The sequence below is a fragment of the Blautia sp. SC05B48 genome (assembly GCF_005848555.1).
GTDB lineage: Bacteria > Bacillota > Clostridia > Lachnospirales > Lachnospiraceae > Blautia_A.
In genome coordinates this window covers 1,128,636-1,152,679 of sequence record NZ_CP040518.1, presented here as the reverse complement: position 1 = coordinate 1,152,679, position 24,044 = coordinate 1,128,636, and the positions used below count along the sequence as shown (strand labels likewise).

The following is a 24,044-nucleotide window of genomic DNA, read 5'->3' as shown; positions in this document are numbered from 1 at the left end:
GCCACAGGATGATTATATCCTCTTACACCACATAAATCCATAAGCCGGAAGCTCTACGTCCTTAAGTTCCAGTGTCTGTCCGGTAATAAGATCGCGGAAGGTTCCTTCCTCCTGCATCCAGGCAGTTTTTTCGCTGTCACTGAAGTTGAAGATTCCGATAAAACGTTCCGTCCCTTTCTGGCGGAGGATGCAGAGAATACTGTCATCATGAACATCGTATGTATACACGTCACAGTCCTTATCAAAAACAGATTCCTGGCTGCGGATCTGTTCCATGCGGTCCAGAGTCTGGAAGATCTGTCCCTCAACGGAGGCTTTGGATTTTCTTTTTCCGGCAAGCTCCCACTGGAAAGCACCACGGTGGATATAGCGGGAATCTGCTGCCTTATCAGGATCCTCTTTATAGGAATAATCATTGAGACGTCCGATTTCATCGGAGCTGTAAAGCATCGGGATCCCGGACTGGGTAAGCATATATGCGTGAAGCATCAGATCCTCACGGATACCCCTTTTCAGCTTCTCGTCATCTTTTTCAAAAAGGGCAGCCTCGATCCCGCACATGGAAGCAGTAGTTCCGCAGAAACGGGCATCCTGAGTTACAGGGTCATCATTATAGAGCTCTCCGCGGCTGTCGCTTCCCGGATGCTTTCCTGTAAAGAAAACATTCAGGTAACGCTTATGGGAGGGCTCATCCATGCCCCATTCTTTCAGGGTGGCGAAATCAAGTCCCCAGCCGATATCGTCATGACAGCGGAGATAATTCAGGAAGGTGTACTGCTTCGGAAGGCTGTTTACAATATCCATCTGTTTTTTCAGAAGGCGGATATCACGGGTGGCAATACTGTTCCAGGTTGTAGCCATGGTTGTTACATTGTAAAGCATATGGCACTCAGGTTTTTCTACAGTTCCGAAATAAGGAACAACCTTCTCCGGCTCCATAACAACCTCACCCAGAAGTACAACACTTGGGCAGACGATCTCAGCGATCATACGCATCATACGAACGATCGTATGTACCTGCTTCAGGTTACGGCAGGGAGTTCCCAGTTCCTTCCAGATATACGGAACCGCATCAATACGGATCACGTCCATTCCCTGGTTTGCAAGGAACAGGAAGTTGTACATCATCTCATTGAAAACACGTGGATTGCAATAGTTCAGATCCCACTGGTACGGATAAAAGGTAGTCATGACATAGTGACCGATATCTGGAAGCCAGGTAAAGTTTCCCGGAGCAGTGGTTGGGAATACCTGTGGTACGGTCTTTTCGTACTCGTCCGGGATCTCACGGTTATTGTAGAAGAAGTAGCGGCTCATATATTCGCCGTCACCCTGGCGTGCTTTTCTGGCCCACTCATGATCCTCGGAAGTGTGGTTCATAACAAAATCCATACACAGATTCATTCCGTTTTTGTGGCATTTATCTGCAAGGGCAGCCAGATCCTCCATGGTACCAAGGTCCGGGCGGACTTTGCGGAAATCGGCTACTGCGTAACCACCGTCGGAGCGGCCCTTCGGGGTATCCAGGAACGGCATCAGATGCAGGCAGTTCACGTTGCATTCCTTTAAGTATGGAAGCTTGTCAGAGACTCCCTTGATGTTGCCGGCAAAATTGTCAATGTAGAGCATCATGCCCAGCATATCCTTCTGGCGGAACCAGTCCGGATTTTTTTCTCTTTCGAGGTCACGGTTTTTGAGAGCGCGGCGGCGTGCTGTAAAATACTGGTACATCTGGTCGCAGAGCTCTGCAAACATATCGTCATTGTGATAAAGCTCTGTGTACAGCCATCGAAGCTCGTCGTGATGATGGTTTAAACGTTTCTGAAAAATTTCCTGATCTTTTTTCATGATTTCCTCCCTGAATAGATATTTATGTAAGTATTTTACTCTCCTGTTGTCTGTCGTCGTATCAGAACAGGAGTGATCTTTTTGTGAATCGGTTTTTGAAGCGGTGCCGGTTTTCTTTTCTTCATTTCGTTCATCTGTTCCACAAGCAGTTCCATGGTAGTCTGTGCGATCACATCAATCTGCTGTCCAATAGTAGTGATCGGAATGATGGACTCCGCAGCAATGGGTGAATTATCGAATCCGATGATCTGATATTCATCCGGCAGACAGTTGTATTTCTGGAAGATCAGATTGAGAAATATATTTGCGTAAGTATCATTGGATAAAAATATGCCTTTTTTCTGACCGGAATATTTACTGTCAATATCCTGAAAGATCACACGCATCTGTTCAAAAAGCTCCTGATAGGAATCGCCGGAAACAGTAAGGTTCAGTTCATAAGGAACATGATATTCCCGACATGTTTCCTCAAAGGCACGGATACGGTCATAAGCCGGAATATTCTCAGGTACATGGACATTGATGTGGATCAGTACATCACACTGATTACGTATCAGCAGAGAAGTAGCCTGCATGCCGCCCATGTAATTGTCTGTTGTAACGCTGCATATACGTTCCGCTTCCCGTTCAATGGCGATCACAGGAATATTATAGGAAGCCAGTTTTTCAGAGGAAAGAGTATGGCTGAGAACAATAAGTCCTTCAATCTTATAAGCCATCAGCTCGTCCAGATACTGCATTTCTTTCTCCGGGCCGCCATCACTGACAAAAACCAGAAATTTGTAATGATAGTCGGAGTAACTTCGAAGAAGCTGTGTCAGCATTTCGGAATAATAATGAAGATAAAGGTTCGGGACAATAATCCCTACAAATTCGCTTTTCCCATTGGCAAGAACCCTGGCAAGCTTGTTTTTTCTGTAGCCGAGCTCATCAAGGGCTTTTGCGATCTTTTCCTGATTTTCCAGAGTCAGAGAATTCGGATGATTGAAATATCTCGAGATCGTGGTCTTGGAAAAACCCGTGTATTCTGCAATATCGGCAAATGTTACCTGTTTTTTAGCCATAAAAAAATATTCTCCTTTTAACAGCAGAAAGTTATGATACGGAATGCAGATGCAATCATATAAGAGAAATCTGCAGACCGTACAGGATGATTGGATTGATATAATTAAGTATAACAATACAGACGTTAAATAGCAATAAAAAAATAACCAGTTAAGTTACCGGTTACTTTTTTTGAATAAATTAACAAAAAAGGTTGACAGAAGCTATGGCATATAGTAGTATCAAATTATAAAGTAACCGGTTACTTTACCGGTTACTAAACAAGGACGAAAGAACAAAAAAGGGAGGAAAAGAGAATGAAAAAAGGTTCTGCGAAAGCTGTTCCGGCAGGAAAAAGAACTGCCGCAGAAAAGCTTCAGTATGTGAAAAAGAACTGGCAGCTGTATGTGTTTTTTCTGCTGCCTGCACTTCTTCTGACGATCATCTTCAAATACGTGCCCATGGGTGGCGTACTGATCGCTTTTGAGGACTACAATGTCATTGATGGTGTATTTGGAAGCAAATGGGTAGGACTGGAATACTTCCGGAGATTTCTGGCATCACCGGATTTTATGAATTATCTTGTGAACACTCTGAAACTGAGTATTTACGGACTGCTGTGGGGATTTCCGATTCCGATCATCCTGGCACTTCTTCTGAATCAGATCAGGAAAGCCGGGATCAGGAAAAAAATTCAGCTTCTGATCTATGCGCCGAATTTTATTTCCGTTATCGTACTCTGTGGTATGGTTCGTATGTTTCTTTCACCGGTAGGCCCGATGAATAAACTGATCGGTTCTGATGCCAACTGGATGACCATGCCGTCGGCATTCCGTACGATTTACATAGCCAGCGGAATCTGGCAGACAGCCGGATGGGCGTCCATTATGTATACAGCAGCACTTGCCAATGCAAGTAAGGATCTGGAAGAGGCAGCAGTGGTGGATGGAGCAAATATCCTGCAGCAGATCTGGTATGTACAGCTTCCGGCTATTAAAAACATCATTGTGATCCAGTTTATTCTTCAGGCCGGAAATATTATGAGTATTGGTTTTGAAAAAGCATATGCACTGCAGACAGATATGAACCTCCCTGCATCTGAGATTCTTTCTACTTATGTATACAGAATCGGTCTTCTGAATGGAGACTATGGATATTCTACAGCAGTGGGGCTGTTTAATTCAGTGATCAATGTAATTCTTTTGATCTTTGTGAACTGGGTAGTCAAGAAACTGAATGACGGAGAGGGATTATAGGAGGTGCTGTTATGGCAAAAGCAAAGAAAAAGAAATATTCGGCATCTGACAAAGCCATTTTAGGAATCGGATACGTACTTCTGGGTGCATTTGTACTTTCCATTCTGGTTCCGCTTTTATATGTTGTGATCGCATCTTTTATGGATCCGAATGTGCTGAACAGCCAGGGGATCAGCCTTGATGTGCGGAAGTGGACGATCGATGCGTACCGCAGAGTTCTTGAAAATAATATGATCTGGAGAGGCTTTGCAAACTCATTTTTTTATTCCCTGGTGTTTACCATTATTTCAGTTCTGGTAACTCTGCTGGCAGCATATCCCATGTCCAAGAAAGAATTTGTGGGAAGAAATTTCTTCAATGTTATTTTTCTCATCACTATGTTTTTCGGTGGAGGAATGATCCCGACTTTTATCCTGATCAATCAGCTGCATCTGGTAAATACAATCTGGGCAATCCTGCTTCCGGGTGCGTTTAATGTCTGGAACATGATCCTTGCCAGAACCTATTATCAGTCTATCCCCAAGGAGCTCAGAGAGGCATCTGCTATTGACGGTGCCACGGAAATTGAGCATTTTTTCAAGATTATGATGCCGGTATGCAAACCGATCATCGCAGTACTTGCACTGTGGTCCTTTGTAGGAATGTGGAACAGTTATTTTGATGCTATGATTTATTTGAATGATGCGAAACTGCAGCCATTGTAGCTGGTACTTCGTTCCATCCTTGTACAGAATACACCGCAGCCCGGAATGATCGCAGATATCCAGAGTACTGCACAGATGGCAAAGGTAGCGGAACTTCTGAAATATGCTACGATCATTGTATCAAGTTTACCGCTTCTGATCATGTATCCATTCTTCCAGAAATATTTTGACCAGGGCATTATGGTTGGTTCTGTAAAAGGCTGATGACAGGAGGTTGATAATGATGAAAAAAAGAATGAAGGCATTATTGGCAATCGGGCTTTCTGCAATTATAATGGTATGCAGTGCCGGATGTGGAAACGGAAAAGAACACATGAAAGCAGAAACAGATCCGGATATCCCGGTGGAAGATGTGGCCTTTCCTCTGAAAGAAAAAGCAGAGCTGTCTTTTATTACCAGTGCACCTGCAACATCTACACAGGAACCTAATGAAAGAACGATTTTTAAAAGACTGGAAAAGCAGACCAATGTCCACATTGACTGGACCTGTTTTGTATCGGATCAGTTTGATGACAAAAAAAATCTGGCGCTGGCACAGTTCGGAAATCTTCCGGATGGACTTTTTAACGCAGGGATGAGTGATTATGATCTTCTTCGTTATGCCAAACAGGGAATCATTATTCCGGTAGAAAATCTTATTGATAAATACATGCCGAATCTTCAGGCTGTATTTGAAAAATACCCGGAATACAGAACAATGTGTACAGCACCGGATGGACATATTTATTCTTTCCCATGGATCGAACAGCTTGGTGAGGGAAAAGAGGCTATTCAGGCAATTGGAGATATTCCCTACATTAATAAAAAATGGCTGGATTATCTGAAGCTGGAGGTTCCGAATACAACTGAGGAACTGGAACAGGTTCTGATCGCTTTTCGTGATAATGCAGATAAACTGGAACAGGAATTTGATATTGAGGGTGATGTGATCCCGATGTCCTTTATTATCAATAACGGTGATCAGGATCCGGCAATTCTGCTCAACGGATTTGGAGAAGGATATGGTGACACCGGTGATCATTTTGCAGTAAAAGATGATGGAACTGTTATTTATACAACTGTACAGGAAGGTTATAAGGAAGGCATCCAGTGGCTTCATCAGCTGGTAGAAGAAAATCTGGTGGATCCGGAGGCTTTTACCCAGGAATGGTCAACTTATGTTGCAAAAGGTAAGAACCACAGATATGGTCTGTGTTTTACCTGGGATATTGCAAATATTGATAACAATGAAGATTATGTAATGCTCCCGGCGCTGGCCGGTCCGGATGGTCTTGTAAATATCACAAGACAGAATAACAGTGAAACCAGTGGCTTTGACAGAGGACGCTGCGTTCTGACTACAAGCTGTCGGAATACGGCACTGGCAGCAGCCTGGATCGATCAGATGTATGCACCGATCCAGTCTCCGCAGAATAACTGGGGTACTTACGGGGAAAAAGATTCATTTAATATCTTTGAGATGTCCGAGAATGCAGAAGGTGGTCAGATGCTGAAGCATATGGATCTGGGAGATGCATCTCCGGTAGAGGTTCGTGAAGCACAGTCTGTAAACGGACCGTTGGCAATACTTAACGAGTATTACGATGTATATGTAACAGAGCCGGCAGATGCAAAATGGCGTCTCGACAATATGCACGAAACATATCTTAAGGATATGAACAGTGAATATGTGTATCCGAATGTATTTATGAGTATTGATGATACCAATAAGGTATCTCAGTACGACACAGATATCAAGAAGTATGCGGAACAGAAAAAAGCAGACTGGATCCTGAATGGCGGCATCGATAAAGAATGGGATTCCTATCTGAAAAAGATGGAGCAGTATGGACTGTCTGATTATCTGGCGATCAAACAGAAATATTTTGACCAGTATCAGAAGTCTCTTGGTGAGACAGAGAAATAAAAACAGAAAAAGATACCGGTCAGAAACATAAAAAAGAAAGAGAGAGCAGAGTATGAGTGAAAAACTTGAAAAAGCACGTCTTTATGAAATAGAGGAAGCAAAAAATATCCCACAGGAAGAGAAACCGGCCTTTCATGTATCTGCACCGGTTGGCTGGATCAATGATCCCAATGGATTTTCTGTTTTTAAAGGAAAGGTACATCTTTTTTACCAGTATCATCCTTACAGCCGTGACTGGGGCCCTATGCATTGGGGCCACAGTGTGACAGAGGATATGATCAGATGGGAGCAGCTTCCAGCAGCGCTTGCACCGGATCAGGAATATGATCGAGAGGGATGCTTTTCCGGAAGTGCTATTGAAGTGGATGGAAAACAGGCTTTGATCTACACAGGAGTTACAACAGAAAAGCTGCCTGATGGAAAAGAAGAAATCCGGCAGAACCAGTGCCTTGCCTGGGGTGATGGAAAAGATTATGTAAAAGCAGAGAAAAATCCGGTAGTCACCGGTGATATGCTTCCGGAAAAATGCAGCAGAGTTGATTTCCGTGATCCGAAGATATGGGAAGATAACGGAACGTACTATATGCTCGTAGGATGCCGCAGCGAAGAAATTCCGGGGCAGGTAGTTCTGTTTTCCGGTAAAAATCTGAAAGAATGGAAATTTGAAACAATTCTTGCGGAAAACAAAACAGGAGAGATCGGTGTGATGTGGGAATGTCCGGATTTCTTTTCACTGGGCGAGAAGCATGTGCTGATCTGTTCACCGCAGCATATGAGGGCCCGGGGCTATGAATTCCACAATGGACATAATGCCGTGTATTTTGTTGGATCCTATGATCCTGAGAAACATGTATTCCGGGAAGAGAAACCGGTTAGTCTGGATTATGGACTTGATTTTTATGCACCGCAGACTACTTTGCTTCCAGATGGCCGGAGAGTGATGATCGCCTGGATGAAATCCTGGGATAGCTGTGTGATCAAGGAGAAGCAGAGATGGCAGGGAATGATGACGCTTCCGAGAGAACTGGAATATCGTGACGGAAAGATCTGGCAGAAGCCGGTCCGGGAAATTGAGAATTATCGGAAAAACCGTTGCTGTTATGAGAATGTAAATGTGGGTGAGAGCTTAAGCCTTGAAGGCGTCCGTGGCCGAATGATCGATCTGATCGTGGAACTGCAGAACGCAGATGGTATCGTGGATGGAAGCAGGAACTCCGGAAATCCAGATCAGGAAGCATTAGGTGTGTACAATGAGTTCCAGATCGAGCTTGCACGCAATGAAGAATATACAACGGTCTTTACCTATGATCGAAAAAGACAGATACTGGAGATCGACAGAACCTGGAGCGGGGTGCAGCGTGATGTTGTATGTACAAGAAAGCTCCAGATCACAGATGGCAGACAAAATCTGAAGCTTCGTTTTATCCTGGATCGAAACTCCATAGAGCTTTTTATCAATGATGGAAGCAAAACTGCGACTACCGTGATCCCAACACCAGTGGAAGCAGATGAGATCCTGTTTCACAGTGACGGAAATGCTGTGATCCAGGTTGAGAAATATGATATTGTGTTGTAGAAGCCTCTCAAATATTGACAATTTCCCTGTTTTTGTATAACATAGGGGAAGTTGCTTACGCCGGGTCAGGAGCTGTGTATGTCTCCTGATCCGGCATATATTTACAGGAGAGGAACACAGGAATGTTTTATCAGTTAAAAATCACAAGAAAAGGAACGAAACCGCCGGTATGGAGACGTTGTACTGTTGCGGCTGACGTTACATTTGCAAATATGGCAGCCATGCTTGAAAAACTGGTTCAGTATCCGTCAGGCAGCCTATATGAGATTGAATTTTTTCAGAAAAAAGTACAGATCCGTGAGAATGGTGACGGAGAAGCAAAGAATAATTTCACATTATTAAATGCAGGCGAGACAGAGACTGCAGAGCTTATGGATTCCGAGAAATGGTTTACTTTCCGTCAGTATGGTGCGGATAAGGAAGCTCCGGAATACAGAGTTGACATTGAGAAGAAAGACGAGGGAACAGCAGAAGCTCCTTCTATTGTAAAAGAGGTAAAGGGTGAGGATGATCCGTACTGGACAGAGGCACCGGAGCTGGAATGCACTGCAGCAGTTGAGACAGAGGCGGAAACAGTCAAAGCATCTGAGGACATTGCTGCAACAGTAGCAGCGGTAGAGGCAGCTGCCAGAGCTGCAAAAGCAGATGAGGCAGCCACAGGCAGCAGAAGAAATCCTACAGTAAAAGATTTCCTTATGTCCTATCGTAAAGAAGACCTTCTCAGCATTGCAGGTGAGCTTGGACTTCACTGCAAGGGAATGGAACAGGAAGGGATTGCCGCAAAGGTTGCCGCAGAGGTTCTTAAACCGGAGGTTATGAAAGCAAGCTTCCTCGTAGCAGACGATCAGGAAGTACTGGCTTTTGAGGCAGCTATTCAGAGAAAATGCTTCCATGTTGCAGAGCATGAGTGGAGTACTTTGGAGTGGCTGAACGATATGGGCTATCTTGTTTCCTACAGTGATGATTACGCAGAAGTTCCGGCAGAGGTTGCAGCTGTTTACGACCAGATCAACACACCGGAGTTCCGGACACTTCGCAGCCAGGTAAACTGGCTGAAGGATTGTCTTGTCATGGTAAGCTATCTGTATGTATCTGCACCGGCAAAGACTGTATATGAGATGTTCAGGCAGAGAAAAGGCTTTGACATCGGATATGACAGGTTCATCGAGCTGTATCATACCATTCCGGAGAAGGCCTGCATCTGTGAGCTTGCGGAGGATCAGCTGATCCTGAAATCCGCACTGGTTAATAACATCTACAAGGATATCGAGAGACGTCAGGGTGGACGGAAATTCTATATTCCGTCCGTAGATGAGATCCTGGATTATTCCGAAAACGGTTATCCGACAAAATCTGCTTCTTACCAGAGACTGGGCAGATTCCTGCTGGACGAGATGAAGGTTTCTGATGCGGTGAAGGATCAGGTACTGTTCTTTATTTACAAAGAATGCTCCATGGATGGCAGAATGTCAGCGATCATGGAAAACCTGAACCAGAAGGGGATCCAGTTTAACGATGAGCAGCTTGAGAAATTTACAAAGCTGATCATGGAGGCAAACAATAACACAAGAATGCTGGAATTCCGCGGTTACACACCGAATGAGATTTCAGGAGCAGTATGGCCGTTTGCCACAGGCAAGCCGCACACTGCAATGCCGAACAGCTTTGTGCCGACAGCAATGCCGATGCAGCCGGCATCTGCAAGAAAAATCTATCCGAACGATCCGTGTCCGTGCGGAAGCGGTAAGAAATATAAGAAGTGCTGCGGAAGAAGATAGTTCTGCAGAAAATTCACTGTAATTCCGGAGCTGAAAGTTCCCATAGATCGTTGCGGAGCGACTGCGCTCATGAGTGAGCAGCAAACGCGGATGATCTAGTACAGCGTTTTCGAAATAACTATACCACTCACTTGTCTGTGAATCCGATTGCACAGGTATAAAAGCCTCGGCGTAGCCCGCTACGCCTGCGTTTTTATACCTGCACACTCGAATCCACATCCTACGCGATTGGTATAGTTATTTACGAAACGCTGTACTGGTCCGATTTATCGTTTGATGCAGTATCTCCGGAAATACCATACAAATTAAATATAAGACAGTTCGTTTGTACCATCCTGTCTATAAATAAAACCAGGGCTGAAGAAGATGTGAGAATCAGGGCAGACTCGTGGCGGGTCTGCCTTTTTTTACTTTAACCGAATCAAGCAGTTATTCGGTTTAAAGCTGCGCAGCGAATGCGGATCGCGAATATCCGCCTGACATGCAGATCACAGAAGAATCACGGCCGGGAATCCTGCTTGCAGGATCCTTTCTTATTTATGGAAATATTCGGGTGGTGTGACAGATCCAGAAGGAGGAAAAATTTATGTATCAGTTAAAAACAGAAGCAGATTTCGATTCCGCACATTTTTTGTCCGGTTACACCGGGAAGTGTTCCAACATCCATGGCCATCGCTGGCATGTGGAGATTGAGATCGAAAGCCGGAAGCTGGAGAAAAACGGCCAGGAGCGCGGGATGTTGGTAGATTTCGGAGATTTGAAAAAGGATCTTCGGGAGCTGGCAGATTCCATGGATCACACGCTGATCTATGAAGAAAATACATTACGTCCGAAAACCCTGGAAGCACTGGATGAAGAAGGATTTCATCTGGTGAAGGTTCCCTTTCGTCCTACAGCAGAGAATTTTTCAGAGTATTTTTTCAGAAAAATGGAAGAAAAGGGCTATCCTGTAAAAAGAGCTGTTGTTTACGAAACACCAAATAACTGTGCAGCTTACCGGGAAACGGAAGAAGAAACGGAGGCGGTATGGCTATGAGTACCTATCAGGTTGTCGAGAAATTTGTCAGCATCAACGGAGAGAGCAGACGGGCAGGAGAGCTTGCCGCTTTTATCCGGTTTAAGGGTTGCAATCTTCAGTGCAGCTATTGTGATACCAGCTGGGCAAATGAGCCGGGATGTGAGAGTGAAAGGCTGACAGAAGAAGAGATCCTTTCCTGGATCCGTGAAACAGGCGTAAAAAATGTGACACTTACAGGCGGGGAACCACTTTTGCGGAAAGGGATGGAGGAGCTGATCGAGGCAATCCTGGAGGATCCATCCCAGCGGGTGGAGATTGAGACCAATGGAAGCGTGGATCTGAAGCCTTATCATATATTAAAAAAACGTCCGTCTTTTACCATGGATTATAAAGCACCGGACAGCGGCATGGAAAAAGAGATGCTCCTTTCCAATCTGGAGCTTCTGGGCAGTGAGGATACGCTGAAATTCGTGGTCAGCAGCCGCAGAGATATGGAAAAAGCCCTGGAAATCCTAGAAAAGTACAGGCTGGTCGGAAAAACGGCAGTTTATTTCAGCCCTGTATTTGGCAGGATCCAGCCGGTGGAGATCGTGGATTTCCTTATGAAAAAAAAGCTTAACGATGTAAAGCTTCAGATCCAGCTTCATAAGGTGATCTGGGACCCGCAGAAGCGGGGAGTATGACAGGAAAACATATCACAATATAACAGAAATACCGCAGAAAAGGAGAACGCTATGAAAGCACTTGTACTTGCAAGCGGCGGTGTGGATTCCACCACCTGCCTGGGGCTTGCCGTAAACAAATATGGAAAAGAGAATGTAATTGCATTAACAGTAGCTTACGGACAGAAGCACACAAAAGAAATCGAGGCTGCCAGAAAAACAGCAGAATATTACGGAGTGGAACATCTTTATCTGGATCTGGAGCCGATCTTCCGGTACAGTGACTGCTCGCTTCTGAAGCATTCAGACAGAGAAATCCCTCACGAAAGCTATGCAGAGCAGCTGAAGGAAACCGACGGCTCACCGGTTTCAACCTATGTGCCGTTCCGGAACGGATTGTTTCTTTCCTCGGCAGCAAGTATTGCGCTGTCAAAAAACTGCAGTGTGATCTATTACGGAGCACATGCGGATGATGCTGCCGGAAATGCGTATCCGGACTGCAGCAGTGCATTTCACAATGCGATCAACGAGGCGATCTATCAGGGAAGCGGCGGCCAGCTGAAGGTTGAGGCGCCTTTTGTCAGCTGCACAAAGGCAGAGGTCGTAAAAACCGGTCTGGAACTGAATGTTCCTTATGAACTGACCTGGAGCTGTTACGAAGGCGGCGAAAAGCCCTGCGGTGTGTGCGGAACCTGTATTGACAGAGCAGAAGCATTCCGTCTCAATGGAGTGAAGGACCCGGCACTTGACAGATAGATCGGATTATAAATATCCGCCTGACCATAGAAAGGAAAAAATATGAGCAGAGAAAACCTGGAAAAAGAAGGGATCACCCTTCTTGGAAATCAGAAAGTAAAATATCCGGACAATTATGCTCCGGAGGTACTGGAAACATTTTTGAACAAGCACCCGGACAACGATTACTTTGTAAAATTTAACTGCCCGGAATTTACAAGCCTTTGTCCCATTACCGGACAGCCGGATTTCGCAACGATCACGATATCCTACGTACCCGGTGAAAAAATGGTGGAGAGCAAATCGCTGAAGCTGTATCTTTTCAGCTTCCGCAATCACGGAGATTTTCATGAGGATTGTGTGAACATCATTATGAAGGATCTGATCCGTCTTATGGATCCGAAATACATTGAGGTCTGGGGAAAATTTACTCCGAGAGGCGGCATTTCCATTGATCCCTACTGCAATTATGGAAAAGCTGGAACCAGATGGGAGGAGATTGCCTGGAAACGCCTGACAGAGCATGACATGTACCCGGAAAAGATCGATAACCGGTAGAAAAACAGAAGTCCCTGTTTTCACTGCGAAAAGCAATGAAAGCAGGGGCTTTTTGTGTAGTGCGCCTGACAGCGCAGGTTTATCTTTATGACAGTCAGATGCATTCCGATTCTGTGCCAAACAGATCAGCGATCACATCGTGCACGGTTTCGATCTTATCTGCCATATAGGCCTTTGCTCCGCAGAACAGCAGGCCGTTTTCCACGTCGCCCTTTACGGCGGCGATCAGCTTGTCAGTAATGCAGTAAGGGATCTCGCCGGGAGAACATTTGGCAAGGCAGCGGTGGCAGGGACTGTGCGGAATTTTTTCACCGGCCATGACGTGCTGCATGAAGGGATTCATAATGGCACGACCTGGCATACCTACCGGGCTTTTTACAATGGCGATGTCGTCCTTTGTGGTGTGGATCAGGGATTCTTTCAGCCGGATGTCTGCGTCACATTCTTCCGTTGGGATAAAACGGGTGGCAACCTGAACGCCGTCCACACCAAGATCAAAGACATGCTTTACATCCTCGTGAGTAGCGATGCCGCCGGCAGCTACTACTGGGATTTCCGTGCCGAATTTTGCGGCATAGCCTTTTACGGTCTGGACGATCTTTCGGATTTCATTGTCGTAGGCTTCCGGTGTATAGGAATCCAGCTCTTCCTTGTGGAAGCCCAGATGACCGCCTGCCTGGGGACCTTCGATCACCACAAGGTCTGCAGTGCGCTTGTACTTTCTTTCCCAGTATTTCAGGATAACCTTTGCAGATTTGTCCGTTGATACAATGGGGGCGATCTTTGTTTTGCTTCCGCTGACAAGAGCAGGGAGCTCTGTAGGAAGTCCTGCACCGGAGATGATCAGGTCAGCGCCGGCATGGACAGCGGCTTTTACATGAGATGCGTACTCCTTCAGTGCAACCATGATGTTGTAGCCGATGATACCGTCAGGAGAAATCCTGCGTGCTTTTTTCATCTCGGACAGGATAGCCCGCTGGTTGGCTTCTTCGGTATTCCGGTCGAAATCCTTTTCCCGGTAGCCGATCTGAGCGGTGGAAATGATTCCAATCCCGCCTTCCTTTGCAACGGTGCCTGCCAGACGGCCAAGGCTGATACCAACGCCCATTCCACCCTGGATCAGGGGAAATCTCGTAAGTTTATCACCGATTTTTAAATTCTTCATAATGATCAGATCCTCACATTCATTTGCTTTCGTTAAATAATTTTAGTGTAAAATAGTTTTATTATCAAAGTATACCATAACAGGGGGATTTGTCAATGTAAATGTCGGTGAATCAGGGAAGTCCCCTGCTTCAATTGCGAACATCCGTCGGACCAGATTTTGTTAAAATCCACTTTGTTGACAGAACAGAAAATATCAGGCAAATTCAGAGTGATATCAGCTTTACAGAAAACTGTAAAGTGAATTAGAGGAAAAGGGAGGAACAGGTATGCGAAAAAAGACGAGTACCATCATGGCTTGGCTGCTTGCGGCGTCCGTGACAGTCACATTTCTGTCAGCGGAACCGTGACGGCCTATGCACAGGAGGAAATGCCGCTGGCGGAAGCCGGAACCGTGACAGAGAGTGCGGAAGAGTTTGGCGACAGCAGTGACAGCATTGCAGATGTTGCGGAAGAGGGCAATATTGAAGCTAAAGAAAAGGGTGAGCTGACAGCATTATGCTGTGTAGTTTCACCCTTTTTATGTGTGATGAAATTTTTAAACTGTAAAGCAGTAGACTGTGTCCGGAATCCCTCTGGCAAAATCAGAATTTAAACAGATTCAGACCGATCTCCTGACTGAACTCACGGCCGATCTCTCCGTCGATCACCTGGATCTGGATCTCGGCAGTAGCGCTGATGATGGCACGGTTCAGATGACCGCCGTGTACATGGCCTTCCTCGTCACCGGCTGCGATATGGAGATGAAGATAAACGTCACCGTCTTTGCGGGTAACGGTACCGGTAAGTGATACGATCTCAAACGCTCCCTGGAACTGAATAGAGTGGTATTCCTTTGTCACTGTGTTGTATACGCCTGCAGTGAAATCATTGATGGCGCCAAGGCCTGTGACCTGTGCAAGGCGGATATTCTCTTTTTTTGCAACCTTGCCGATCTCCTCCAGGATCTCTTCCTTCGGATCAAGACGAAGATAGATCGTGTTTCCAAAACGTCTGTATTCCATGATAAAAACCTCCCTTTGTGTGATATTTGCCATAAACAGCGGCGGATATTTTTATCCGCTTGTCAATAAGTATAATACATTTTAATTTTTTACGGAAGGCCAGGGAAAGAGAATGCCGGAGTCTCATGTCTGTGCGAGAGATTTTTTTTGACGTCTGCTCTTAGCATTGGAGGTAGGCGGGGATACGTTTGAGGTTTCGTTAGGGGGATGTGGTTGAGGGACGCCAGAGGAAGGAGGCATCGCTCCGGGAGTGGATGCAGTCGGGGGTGTTTTTGAGGTTTTGAGAGGGGGATGTGGTTGAGGAACGCCAGAGGAAGGTGGCATCGCTCCGGGCAGGGACTCCGTCGGGGGATACTACTAGGGCTCCGTGAGACGGCTAAAAGCATTGCGGCAGGGCCAGAACTCGCCTGCGGCTCAGACAGCAGACCCTGCCGCAATAACGCCGTCTCCCGCAGCCCAAGTAGTAATCACCCCTCCTCCGCAGCAGCCCGGCCCGATGCCACCTTCCTCTGGCTGACGCTTCCAACCGACAGGAAAAAACATGCGGGGGATGGAGGCGGACTGGGCGTCCTGTCCTGAAATATCAGACTGGTATAGAATATTCCTATAAGTATCGAAGAATACAGGGACCAGATCGGCACAGCGTACCACTATAAGTACCGAAGAATACAGAAACCAGATCGGCACAACGTTCCATTCTGAGTACCGCAGCATACAGACAAAAGTCAACAACGCAGCGCACACAACAACGAAGAACTACTTCCGTGCCCAAGAGGGTGGGGGTGCAGGGGGAGGGCCTTCGGGCTACGGAACTCTGAGATGGCCTTCCCCCTGCATATTCCCGCATTGAAAATGCGACCGGCGTAGCGCCATCCAGCGAAGAGTCTTATTATAAAAAACAACACATATAAAATAATAAACAGGAAGATAATAGCATAATGGATGAATGATAGCAGAAAAGAAATTGTCCTATAAAAATAAATTTCCAGGAAAATCTAAAAAAATTGAAATTTATGGTTGACAAGCATAACTCCCAGTGGTATTATAACTGAGCTGTCGCAAATAATTGTTTTCAAAAAACAAACAATTAAAAAGAATTTCAGAAAAATGAAATTCATAGTTGACAAAAGACAGAAGATATGATAAAGTATCCAAGTCGTCAACGAAACGACAACAAAATCTTAACTCAAAAATGTTTGAAAAAAACTTAAAAAAGTGCTTGACAAACAAAAAGAGATGAGATAAAATAAACGGGCTGTCTGAGAGACAGACACAACAAACCTTGATAACTAAACAGTGAAACACATACGATTCTCGAAAATTTCTTTACATTTAAAGAACGGTTTAAACAAACCAAAAACAGTAAAAACGAGAGATAGCCAAACGGTTGTCTTGAGTAAACGAATCAAACATTTTATCAGAGAGTTTGATCCTGGCTCAGGATGAACGCTGGCGGCGTGCTTAACACATGCAAGTCGAACGGGAAACCTTTTATTGAAGCTTCGGCAGATTTAGATTGTTTCTAGTGGCGGACGGGTGAGTAACGCGTGGGTAACCTGCCTTATACAGGGGGATAACAGTCAGAAATGACTGCTAATACCGCATAAGCGCACAGAGCTGCATGGCTCGGTGTGAAAAACTCCGGTGGTATAAGATGGACCCGCGTTGGATTAGCTAGTTGGTGAGGTAACGGCCCACCAAGGCGACGATCCATAGCCGGCCTGAGAGGGTGAACGGCCACATTGGGACTGAGACACGGCCCAGACTCCTACGGGAGGCAGCAGTGGGGAATATTGCACAATGGGGGAAACCCTGATGCAGCGACGCCGCGTGAAGGAAGAAGTATCTCGGTATGTAAACTTCTATCAGCAGGGAAGAAAATGACGGTACCTGACTAAGAAGCCCCGGCTAACTACGTGCCAGCAGCCGCGGTAATACGTAGGGGGCAAGCGTTATCCGGATTTACTGGGTGTAAAGGGAGCGTAGACGGATGGACAAGTCTGATGTGAAAGGCTGGGGCTCAACCCCGGGACTGCATTGGAAACTGCCCGTCTTGAGTGCCGGAGAGGTAAGCGGAATTCCTAGTGTAGCGGTGAAATGCGTAGATATTAGGAGGAACACCAGTGGCGAAGGCGGCTTACTGGACGGTAACTGACGTTGAGGCTCGAAAGCGTGGGGAGCAAACAGGATTAGATACCCTGGTAGTCCACGCGGTAAACGATGAATGCTAGGTGTCGGGAAGCAAAGCTTTTCGGTGCCGCCGCAAACGCATTAAGCATTCCACCTGGGGAGTACGTTCGCAAGAATGAAACTCAAAGGAATTGACGGGGACCCGCACAAGCGGTGGAGCATGTGGTTTAATTCGAAGCAACGCGAAGAACCTTACCAAGTCTTGACATCCCTCTGACGGATTCTTAACCGAGTCTTTCCTTCGGGACAGAGGAGACAGGTGGTGCATGGTTGTCGTCAGCTCGTGTCGTGAGATGTTGGGTTAAGTCCCGCAACGAGCGCAACCCCTATCCTCAGTAGCCAGCATTTAAGGTGGGCACTCTGGGGAGACTGCCAGGGATAACCTGGAGGAAGGCGGGGATGACGTCAAATCATCATGCCCCTTATGATTTGGGCTACACACGTGCTACAATGGCGTAAACAAAGGGAAGCGAACCCGCGAGGGTGGGCAAATCCCAAAAATAACGTCCCAGTTCGGACTGTAGTCTGCAACCCGACTACACGAAGCTGGAATCGCTAGTAATCGCGGATCAGAATGCCGCGGTGAATACGTTCCCGGGTCTTGTACACACCGCCCGTCACACCATGGGAGTCAGTAACGCCCGAAGTCAGTGACCTAACCGCAAGGAAGGAGCTGCCGAAGGCGGGACCGATGACTGGGGTGAAGTCGTAACAAGGTAGCCGTATCGGAAGGTGCGGCTGGATCACCTCCTTTCTAAGGAAAAAAGTAGAGAAACAAGATGTGTTTTACTGTTTAGCTATCAAGCTAAGATATTTCTGGTGCCGATGCGGTTGGGGGACACACCCGTTCCCATCCCGAACACGACGGTTAAGACCCAATCGGCCGATGGTACTGCACTGGAGACGGTGTGGGAGAGCAGGTGGGCGCCAGATCAAAAAAAGAAAAGCAGGAGAGATCCTGATGAGGATAGATGCTGGCTTTACCAGTGATTTAAGAAGAAAAGATATTTTCTTTTTAAATGGCTGATAAAACATCAGTCAGCATTGTACCTTGAAAACTGCATACATGAAATTTGATTAAGTTAATCAAATATCCTTAAACGTAAAGTATTAAGAAATTAATGCAAAACGCAAAGATAGGAAGACATCGATTTATCTGTTATTGAACAGAGTAATCAAACACCGTTGTAAAACGCGAGAGCGTGATACAACAGAGAATCAAGAGACCGCATCACCTACGCTAGGGTGATGAAGCGAAAGGTCAAGCAATAAGGGCACAGGGCGGATGCCTTGGCACTAAGAGCCGATGAAAGACGTGATAAGCTGCGAAAAGCTTCGGGGAGGAGCAAATATCCCGTGATCCGGAGATGTCTGAATGGGGAAACCCGCATGAGCAGACCTCATGCATCCATACGCCAATCCATAACGTATGGAAGGGAACCCGGGGAACTGAAACATCTAAGTACCCGGAGGAAAAGAAAGAAACATCGATTCCGTAAGTAGCGGCGAGCGAACGCGGAGGAGCCTAAACCGGTGTGCGTGCATGCCGGGGTCATGGACTGCATTTAAGATTCAGCGAAGTTAACAGAACGGTTTTGGGAAAGCCGGCCACAGAGGGTGAAAGCCCCGTACGTGAAAGCAGAGCTGACTGAGCAGGATCCGGAGTACCACGAGACACGAGGAACCTTGTGGGAAGTAAGGGGGACCACCCCCTAAGGCTAAATACTACTTAGTGACCGATAGCGCATAGTACTGTGAAGGAAAGGTGAAAAGGACCCCGGGAGGGGAGTGAAAGAGAACCTGAAACCCTGTGTCTACAAGCTGTGGGAGTACTTTATATGTACGACCGCGTACTTTTTGTAGAACGGTCCGGCGAGTTACGCTTACTGGCAAGGTTAAGTCCTCAAGGGATGGAGCCGTAGGGAAACCAAGTCTTAACAGGGCCAGAGTCAGTAGGAGTAGACCCGAAACCGGGTGATCTATCCATGTCCAGGTTGAAGCTGCCGTAAGAGGTAGTGGAGGACCGAACCCACATCCGTTGAAAAGGGTGGGGATGAGGTGTGGATAGGGGAGAAATTCCAATCGAACCCGGAGATAGCTGGTTCTCCTCGAAATAGCTTTAGGGCTAGCCTCGGTGTGAGTCTTGCGGAGGTAGAGCACTGAATTTCCTAGGGGGCGTCAAAGCCTACCGAAGAATATCAAACTCCGAATGCCGTGTAGATATCACCGGGAGTCAGACTGCACGAGATAAGTTGGGCGGTCAAAAGGGAAAGAGCCCAGACCTACAGTTAAGGTCCCAAAGTGCGCGTTAAGTGGAAAAGGATGTGGGATTTCGAAGACAACCAGGATGTTGGCTCAGAAGCAGCCATACATTCAAAGAGTGCGTAATAGCTCACTGGTCGAGAGGTCCTGCGCCGAAAATGTCCGGGGCTGAAACGCGCCACCGAAACTAAGGAATCTAGTAATAGATTGGTAGAGGAGCATTGCATGCGGGAAGAAGCAGTACCGAAAGGAGCTGTGGACTGCATGGAAGAGAGAATGCCGGAATGAGTAGCGAGATAGAGGTGGGAATCCTCTAGGCCGAATATCCAAGGTTTCCAGGGTAAAGCTGATCTGCCCTGGGTGAGTCGGGACCTAAGGTGAGGGCGAGAGCCGTAGCCGATGGACAACAGGTTGATATTCCTGTACTGCAGTATGACAGAACTGTGGGGACACGTAAGGAGAGCGGGAGCCGGGAATGGAAAGCCCGGTACAAGCGAGGTACCAGTATGGTAGGAAAATCCGCCATGCAATGGGAAGACGTGATGTGGAGCGAAGATTAGTAGCGAAGCCCGTGAGCCATGCGTCAAGAAAAGCCGCTATCGTTCATATTGTACCCGTACCGTAAACCGACACAGGTGGATGAGGAGAGAATCCTAAGGCCGGCGGAAGAAGTATTGCCAAGGAACTCGGCAAAATGGCCCCGTAACTTAGGGAGAAGGGGTGCCTGCGAGAGCAGGCCGCAGAGAATAGGCTCAAGCAACTGTTTAGCAAAAACACAGGTCTATGCGAAACCGAAAGGTGAGGTATATGGGCTGACGCCTGCCCGGTGCTGGAAGGTTAAGAGGAGAGGTTAGCAGCAATGCGAAGCTTTGAATTTAAGCCCCAGTAAACGGCGGCCGTAACTATAACGGTCCTAAGGTAGCGAAATTCCTTGTCGGGTAAGTTCCGACCCGCACGAAAGGCGTAATGATTTGAGCGCTGTCTCGGCAATACATCCGGTGAAATTGAAGTGCCAGTGAAGATGCTGGCTACCCGCGCCAGGACGGAAAGACCCCATGGAGCTTTACTCCAGTTTGGCACTGGGGTCCGGTGTTGCATGTACAGGATAGGTGGGAGGCTGAGAAACGGTAACGTCAGTTGCCGCGGAGCCGCTGTTGGGATACCACCCTTGTGATATTGGGCTTCTAACCAGCCGCCGTAATCCGGCGGTGGGACAATGCCAGGCGGGGAGTTTGACTGGGGCGGTCGCCTCCGAAAGGGTATCGGAGGCGCCCAAAGGTTCCCTCAGAATGGACGGAAACCATTCGAAGAGTGCAAAGGCAGAAGGGAGCTTGACTGCGACACCGACGGGTGGAGCAGGTACGAAAGTAGGGCTTAGTGATCCGGTGGTATTAAGTGGGAATGCCATCGCTCAACGGATAAAAGCTACCCTGGGGATAACAGGCTTATCACTCCCAAGAGTTCACATCGACGGAGTGGTTTGGCACCTCGATGTCGGCTCATCGCATCCTGGGGCTGTAGTAGGTCCCAAGGGTTGGGCTGTTCGCCCATTAAAGCGGTACGCGAGCTGGGTTCAGAACGTCGTGAGACAGTTCGGTCCCTATCCGGCGTGGGCGCAGGATATCTGAGAGGAGCTGTCCTTAGTACGAGAGGACCGGGATGGACGGACCGCTGGTGGACCGGTTGGCTTGCCAAAGCCATGGCCGGGTAGCCAAGTCCGGAAGGGATAAACGCTGAAGGCATCTAAGCGTGAAGCCCCCTCAAGATGAGATATCCCATTCTTAGTGAAGTAAACCCCCTTGAAGACGACGAGGTAGATAGGGCAGAGGTGGAAGTGTGGTAACACATGGAGCTGACTGTTACTAATCGGGTGAGGGCTTGACCAAGAAACGCAGGTTAAGAATTGATTCAAGAGTTTGATTAACGATCAACAAGCATGTATGTAGTTTTGAGAGTACAATGTAAAAGAATTTGTGGCCAACAGCCACTTTTTCTTGTATATAGGGGATTGGTCAAATGGTATGATAGGGGTCTCCAAAACCTTTGGTGGGAGTTCGATTCTCTCATCCCCTGTTTTAAGAAACGTTGAAAGATCTTATAAATTAAGATTTTCAGCGTTTTTTTGTTGTAAATAACAAAAAGACAGGGGATTGCCTGGTGGCAATCCCCTGAAATATTTCATAAGAAAAATTATAAACTATAAATGAGCAAGTTCGTGATTTTGCATAAAAGAAAGACACCTCGATTCCATGTGTTGTATAATGAAAGTGCCAAAACAAACATTTGCAACATTTACGAAAGAAGGTGTCTCTCGCAAATACTATACATCATTCCTCATTCATATACAACCAGTTTAAAAAATTAAACTTATGCAAATTTTATTCGAACCGAGTAATAAACCATCTTATGAGTATCCTAATCAGTATTTTCATTTCAGGATATCATGGAAAAACCACGGACTTTGCTAAAAACAGTTCCTGCCACAGAACTACGATTGCCCATTTCCTCAATTCCGGAAAATGGGATGATTCCTTACTTTCAGATACGTTAAAATGCTCTGTCATTGAGATTATTTATTCAGAAGCAGCACGCACCGGAAAACCTGTTCTCTGTATTGTGGACGATACGATTGCTTCAAAGACAAAGCCTTCGTCACAGGCTTTACATCCGATTGAAGATGCGTATTTTCACCAATCCCATTTAAAGGGAAAACCGGATTACGGGCATCAGGCAGTTGCTGTTATGCTTTCCTGCAATGGCATTGTTCTGAACTATGCTTTTGTAATGTACAATAAGTCAATTTCCAAGATTGACATTGTACAAAGCATTGCAAAGGAGCTGCCTGTTCCACCGGTAATGTCCTATTTTCTTTGCGACTGCTGGTATGTTTCTGAAAAGATAATCAATACCTTTGCACAGAGAGGGTTCCATACCATCGGTGCTTTGAAAACAAACCGTTTGCTGTATCCATCGGGAATGAAAAAGAAACTTCGTGAACTGGCCGCCGAATTGTCTGTTACACATCGTGAATTTGACCTTGTGACAGTCAAAAAACGAAACTATTATGTGTACCGGTACGAGGGAAACCTCAACGGCATAGAAAATGCGGTAGTTCTTTTGAGTTATCCGGAAAAAGCATTTGGTAATCCCAAAGCATTGCGTGCTTTCATCAGTACAAACGCAGCCCTGTCTACACAGGAGATTCTTTCCTGGTATGTGTGTCGATGGCCGATTGAAGTATTTTTCCGCCAGTGTAAGGATAAACTGGCACTGGACAGCTATCAGATACGCTCTGCACAGGGAATCAAAAGGTACTGGCTACTTATGTCACTGGCACATTTCATGTGTGCAGTGGGTACTGGTAGGTTCTGTTCGTTTGAAACTGGATATCACGAAATCTGTGATACCATTCAGCTGGAAAAGTATCGTTATCTTTTTCAATGCGCAAAGGAAAGCAATGATTTTGATTCATTTATGAAATTCGCAGTGTAGTTTTGTGCAATTTTTCAAATTTGCTCATTTATAGTTATAAAATTACTTCGCTTCAGCTTCAGCGCCTTCAGCGTCCTCATCCTCTTCCGGAGCTGCCTCATACTCACCGATATGAACAACAACTGCATCCTCAGGTGTAACGAAGTGAACCTGTTTGCCTTCCGGGATCGGGAGGTCTTTTACATGGATGTCACGGACGTCTGCAGGATAGCCGTTGAAGTCGATGACGATGGTGTCAAGAAGGTTGGCCGGATCTGCTTTGTAGTGGATCTCTTCCATTTCCTGCTCAACGATACCCTGAACCATGTCGGTGTGCTCCAGTTTGACAGCGACAGTTGTGGAAACCTTCTCACCGGCTACCAGTGCCTGGAAATCCAGAGCCATCAGCTGTTTTTCAATTGGATTATAATCAATGTTCTTTACCAGGGCATCAACCTTCTTGCCTTCGATGTCCAGGTAAACCTGTGTACCTTCTTTATTTGCTTTAATGAATTTGGCTGCCTCGGCACCGTCAAACTGAAGTGCTACAGGCTCTTTCATTTCTTTTCCGCTAAGAATTCCTGTGACGTAACCCTCACGTCTTAATTTTTTAGCTTTTACATTCGGGTTTCTTTTCTCTGCTTTCAATGTGATCATGTCAAATTCCTCCTCCTGATGCATGGATTCCGGTAATGTTGCTGTTCGCGCTGTTCGCAGTAACACGAATTCTGCATTTCTTTTCTGACTGGGATTATTATAGCACTTCTCGGACGAGGTGGCTAACAAAAAGTTAGAAAATTTAAGAACAATATTTTGTATTGTTTGACTTATATACAAAACTTCAAGGGTAAAATTAGACAAAAACAAA

Annotated in this window: 15 protein-coding genes, 1 tRNA gene, 3 rRNA genes and 1 pseudogene; 15 read left to right on the top strand and 5 right to left on the bottom strand. The window is 46.3% G+C overall.

Going from position 1 to position 24,044, the window contains the following annotated elements:
• Positions 1 to 12: 12 nt before the first annotated feature.
• Positions 13 to 1,848: an amylosucrase gene (locus EYS05_RS05235; protein ID WP_174235832.1), complete on the bottom strand. Its 1,836-nt coding sequence runs from the start codon at positions 1,846 to 1,848 to the stop codon at positions 13 to 15.
• A 35-nt stretch (positions 1,849 to 1,883) separates the two neighbouring features.
• On the bottom strand, positions 1,884 to 2,912 hold the full coding sequence (locus tag EYS05_RS05230; protein WP_118626437.1) for a LacI family DNA-binding transcriptional regulator: 1,029 nt from the start codon (positions 2,910 to 2,912) through the stop codon (positions 1,884 to 1,886).
• A 297-nt stretch (positions 2,913 to 3,209) separates the two neighbouring features.
• Here EYS05_RS05230 and EYS05_RS05225 point away from each other — a divergent pair, with 297 nt between their 5' ends.
• From EYS05_RS05225 to queF, 9 genes and pseudogenes are all read left to right on the top strand, one after another.
• Positions 3,210 to 4,148 carry an ABC transporter permease gene (locus EYS05_RS05225; RefSeq protein ID WP_138276751.1) on the top strand — a complete coding sequence of 313 codons (939 nt, stop codon included), beginning with the start codon at positions 3,210 to 3,212 and terminating at the stop codon, positions 4,146 to 4,148.
• Between the two features lie 11 nt (positions 4,149 to 4,159).
• Positions 4,160 to 5,056: pseudogene (locus EYS05_RS05220) on the top strand (carbohydrate ABC transporter permease).
• A gap of 70 nt (positions 5,057 to 5,126) precedes the next feature.
• Positions 5,127 to 6,758 carry an ABC transporter substrate-binding protein gene (locus EYS05_RS05215; protein ID WP_442858069.1) on the top strand — a complete coding sequence of 544 codons (1,632 nt, stop codon included), beginning with the start codon at positions 5,127 to 5,129 and terminating at the stop codon, positions 6,756 to 6,758.
• Positions 6,759 to 6,810: 52 nt separating this feature from the next.
• Positions 6,811 to 8,334, top strand: coding sequence for a glycoside hydrolase family 32 protein (locus EYS05_RS05210; protein ID WP_138276750.1), 1,524 nt, complete (start codon positions 6,811 to 6,813; stop codon positions 8,332 to 8,334).
• A 122-nt stretch (positions 8,335 to 8,456) separates the two neighbouring features.
• Positions 8,457 to 10,112, top strand: a complete 1,656-nt coding sequence (locus EYS05_RS05205; RefSeq protein WP_138277685.1) for a YecA family protein — start codon at positions 8,457 to 8,459, stop codon at positions 10,110 to 10,112.
• A gap of 586 nt (positions 10,113 to 10,698) precedes the next feature.
• Positions 10,699 to 11,148, top strand: a complete 450-nt coding sequence (queD, locus tag EYS05_RS05200; protein ID WP_021652906.1) for a 6-carboxytetrahydropterin synthase QueD — start codon at positions 10,699 to 10,701, stop codon at positions 11,146 to 11,148.
• Positions 11,145 to 11,813: a putative 7-carboxy-7-deazaguanine synthase QueE gene (queE, locus tag EYS05_RS05195; protein WP_138276749.1), complete on the top strand. Its 669-nt coding sequence runs from the start codon at positions 11,145 to 11,147 to the stop codon at positions 11,811 to 11,813. Before queD ends, queE begins: the two co-directional genes overlap by 4 nt.
• Before the next feature lie 51 nt (positions 11,814 to 11,864).
• The gene (gene queC / locus EYS05_RS05190; protein ID WP_021652908.1) at positions 11,865 to 12,548 is read left to right on the top strand and encodes a 7-cyano-7-deazaguanine synthase QueC; all 684 of its coding nucleotides are present in this window, start codon (positions 11,865 to 11,867) and stop codon (positions 12,546 to 12,548) included.
• Positions 12,549 to 12,590: 42 nt separating this feature from the next.
• Positions 12,591 to 13,085: a preQ(1) synthase gene (gene queF, locus EYS05_RS05185; protein WP_015526640.1), complete on the top strand. Its 495-nt coding sequence runs from the start codon at positions 12,591 to 12,593 to the stop codon at positions 13,083 to 13,085.
• 94 nt (positions 13,086 to 13,179) lie between these two features.
• On the opposite strand, the gene EYS05_RS05180 is transcribed toward queF, so the two are convergent.
• Positions 13,180 to 14,250: an NAD(P)H-dependent flavin oxidoreductase gene (locus EYS05_RS05180; protein ID WP_138276748.1), complete on the bottom strand. Its 1,071-nt coding sequence runs from the start codon at positions 14,248 to 14,250 to the stop codon at positions 13,180 to 13,182.
• 297 nt (positions 14,251 to 14,547) lie between these two features.
• Here EYS05_RS05180 and EYS05_RS05175 point away from each other — a divergent pair, with 297 nt between their 5' ends.
• On the top strand, positions 14,548 to 14,844 hold the full coding sequence (locus EYS05_RS05175) for a hypothetical protein (RefSeq protein WP_138276747.1): 297 nt from the start codon (positions 14,548 to 14,550) through the stop codon (positions 14,842 to 14,844).
• Here EYS05_RS05175 and EYS05_RS05170 read toward each other — a convergent pair.
• Positions 14,834 to 15,253: a PPC domain-containing DNA-binding protein gene (locus tag EYS05_RS05170; protein ID WP_044962367.1), complete on the bottom strand. Its 420-nt coding sequence runs from the start codon at positions 15,251 to 15,253 to the stop codon at positions 14,834 to 14,836. The two genes, EYS05_RS05175 and EYS05_RS05170, sit on opposite strands and share 11 nt — an antisense overlap.
• 1,414 nt (positions 15,254 to 16,667) lie before the next feature.
• Here EYS05_RS05170 and EYS05_RS05165 point away from each other — a divergent pair.
• The 5 genes from EYS05_RS05165 (at position 16,668) to EYS05_RS05145 (ending at position 23,197) form a co-directional block, all read left to right on the top strand.
• Positions 16,668 to 18,197: ribosomal RNA gene (locus tag EYS05_RS05165) — 16S ribosomal RNA — on the top strand.
• A gap of 61 nt (positions 18,198 to 18,258) precedes the next feature.
• Positions 18,259 to 18,376 (top strand): 5S ribosomal RNA (gene rrf / locus EYS05_RS05160).
• A 326-nt stretch (positions 18,377 to 18,702) separates the two neighbouring features.
• Positions 18,703 to 21,591 (top strand): 23S ribosomal RNA (locus EYS05_RS05155).
• Together the 16S, 23S and 5S rRNA genes with 1 tRNA gene alongside form the textbook arrangement of a ribosomal RNA operon.
• A gap of 116 nt (positions 21,592 to 21,707) precedes the next feature.
• Positions 21,708 to 21,778: transfer RNA gene (locus tag EYS05_RS05150), tRNA-Trp, on the top strand.
• A gap of 333 nt (positions 21,779 to 22,111) precedes the next feature.
• Entirely contained in the window at positions 22,112 to 23,197 is a 1,086-nt protein-coding gene (locus tag EYS05_RS05145) for an IS701 family transposase (RefSeq protein ID WP_055290736.1), read from the top strand.
• Positions 23,198 to 23,239: 42 nt separating this feature from the next.
• On the opposite strand, the gene EYS05_RS05140 is transcribed toward EYS05_RS05145, so the two are convergent.
• A complete protein-coding gene (locus tag EYS05_RS05140) occupies positions 23,240 to 23,833 on the bottom strand; it encodes a 50S ribosomal protein L25 (RefSeq protein WP_138276746.1) in 594 nt (197 codons plus the stop codon).
• Between the last annotated feature and the right edge of the window lie 211 nt (positions 23,834 to 24,044).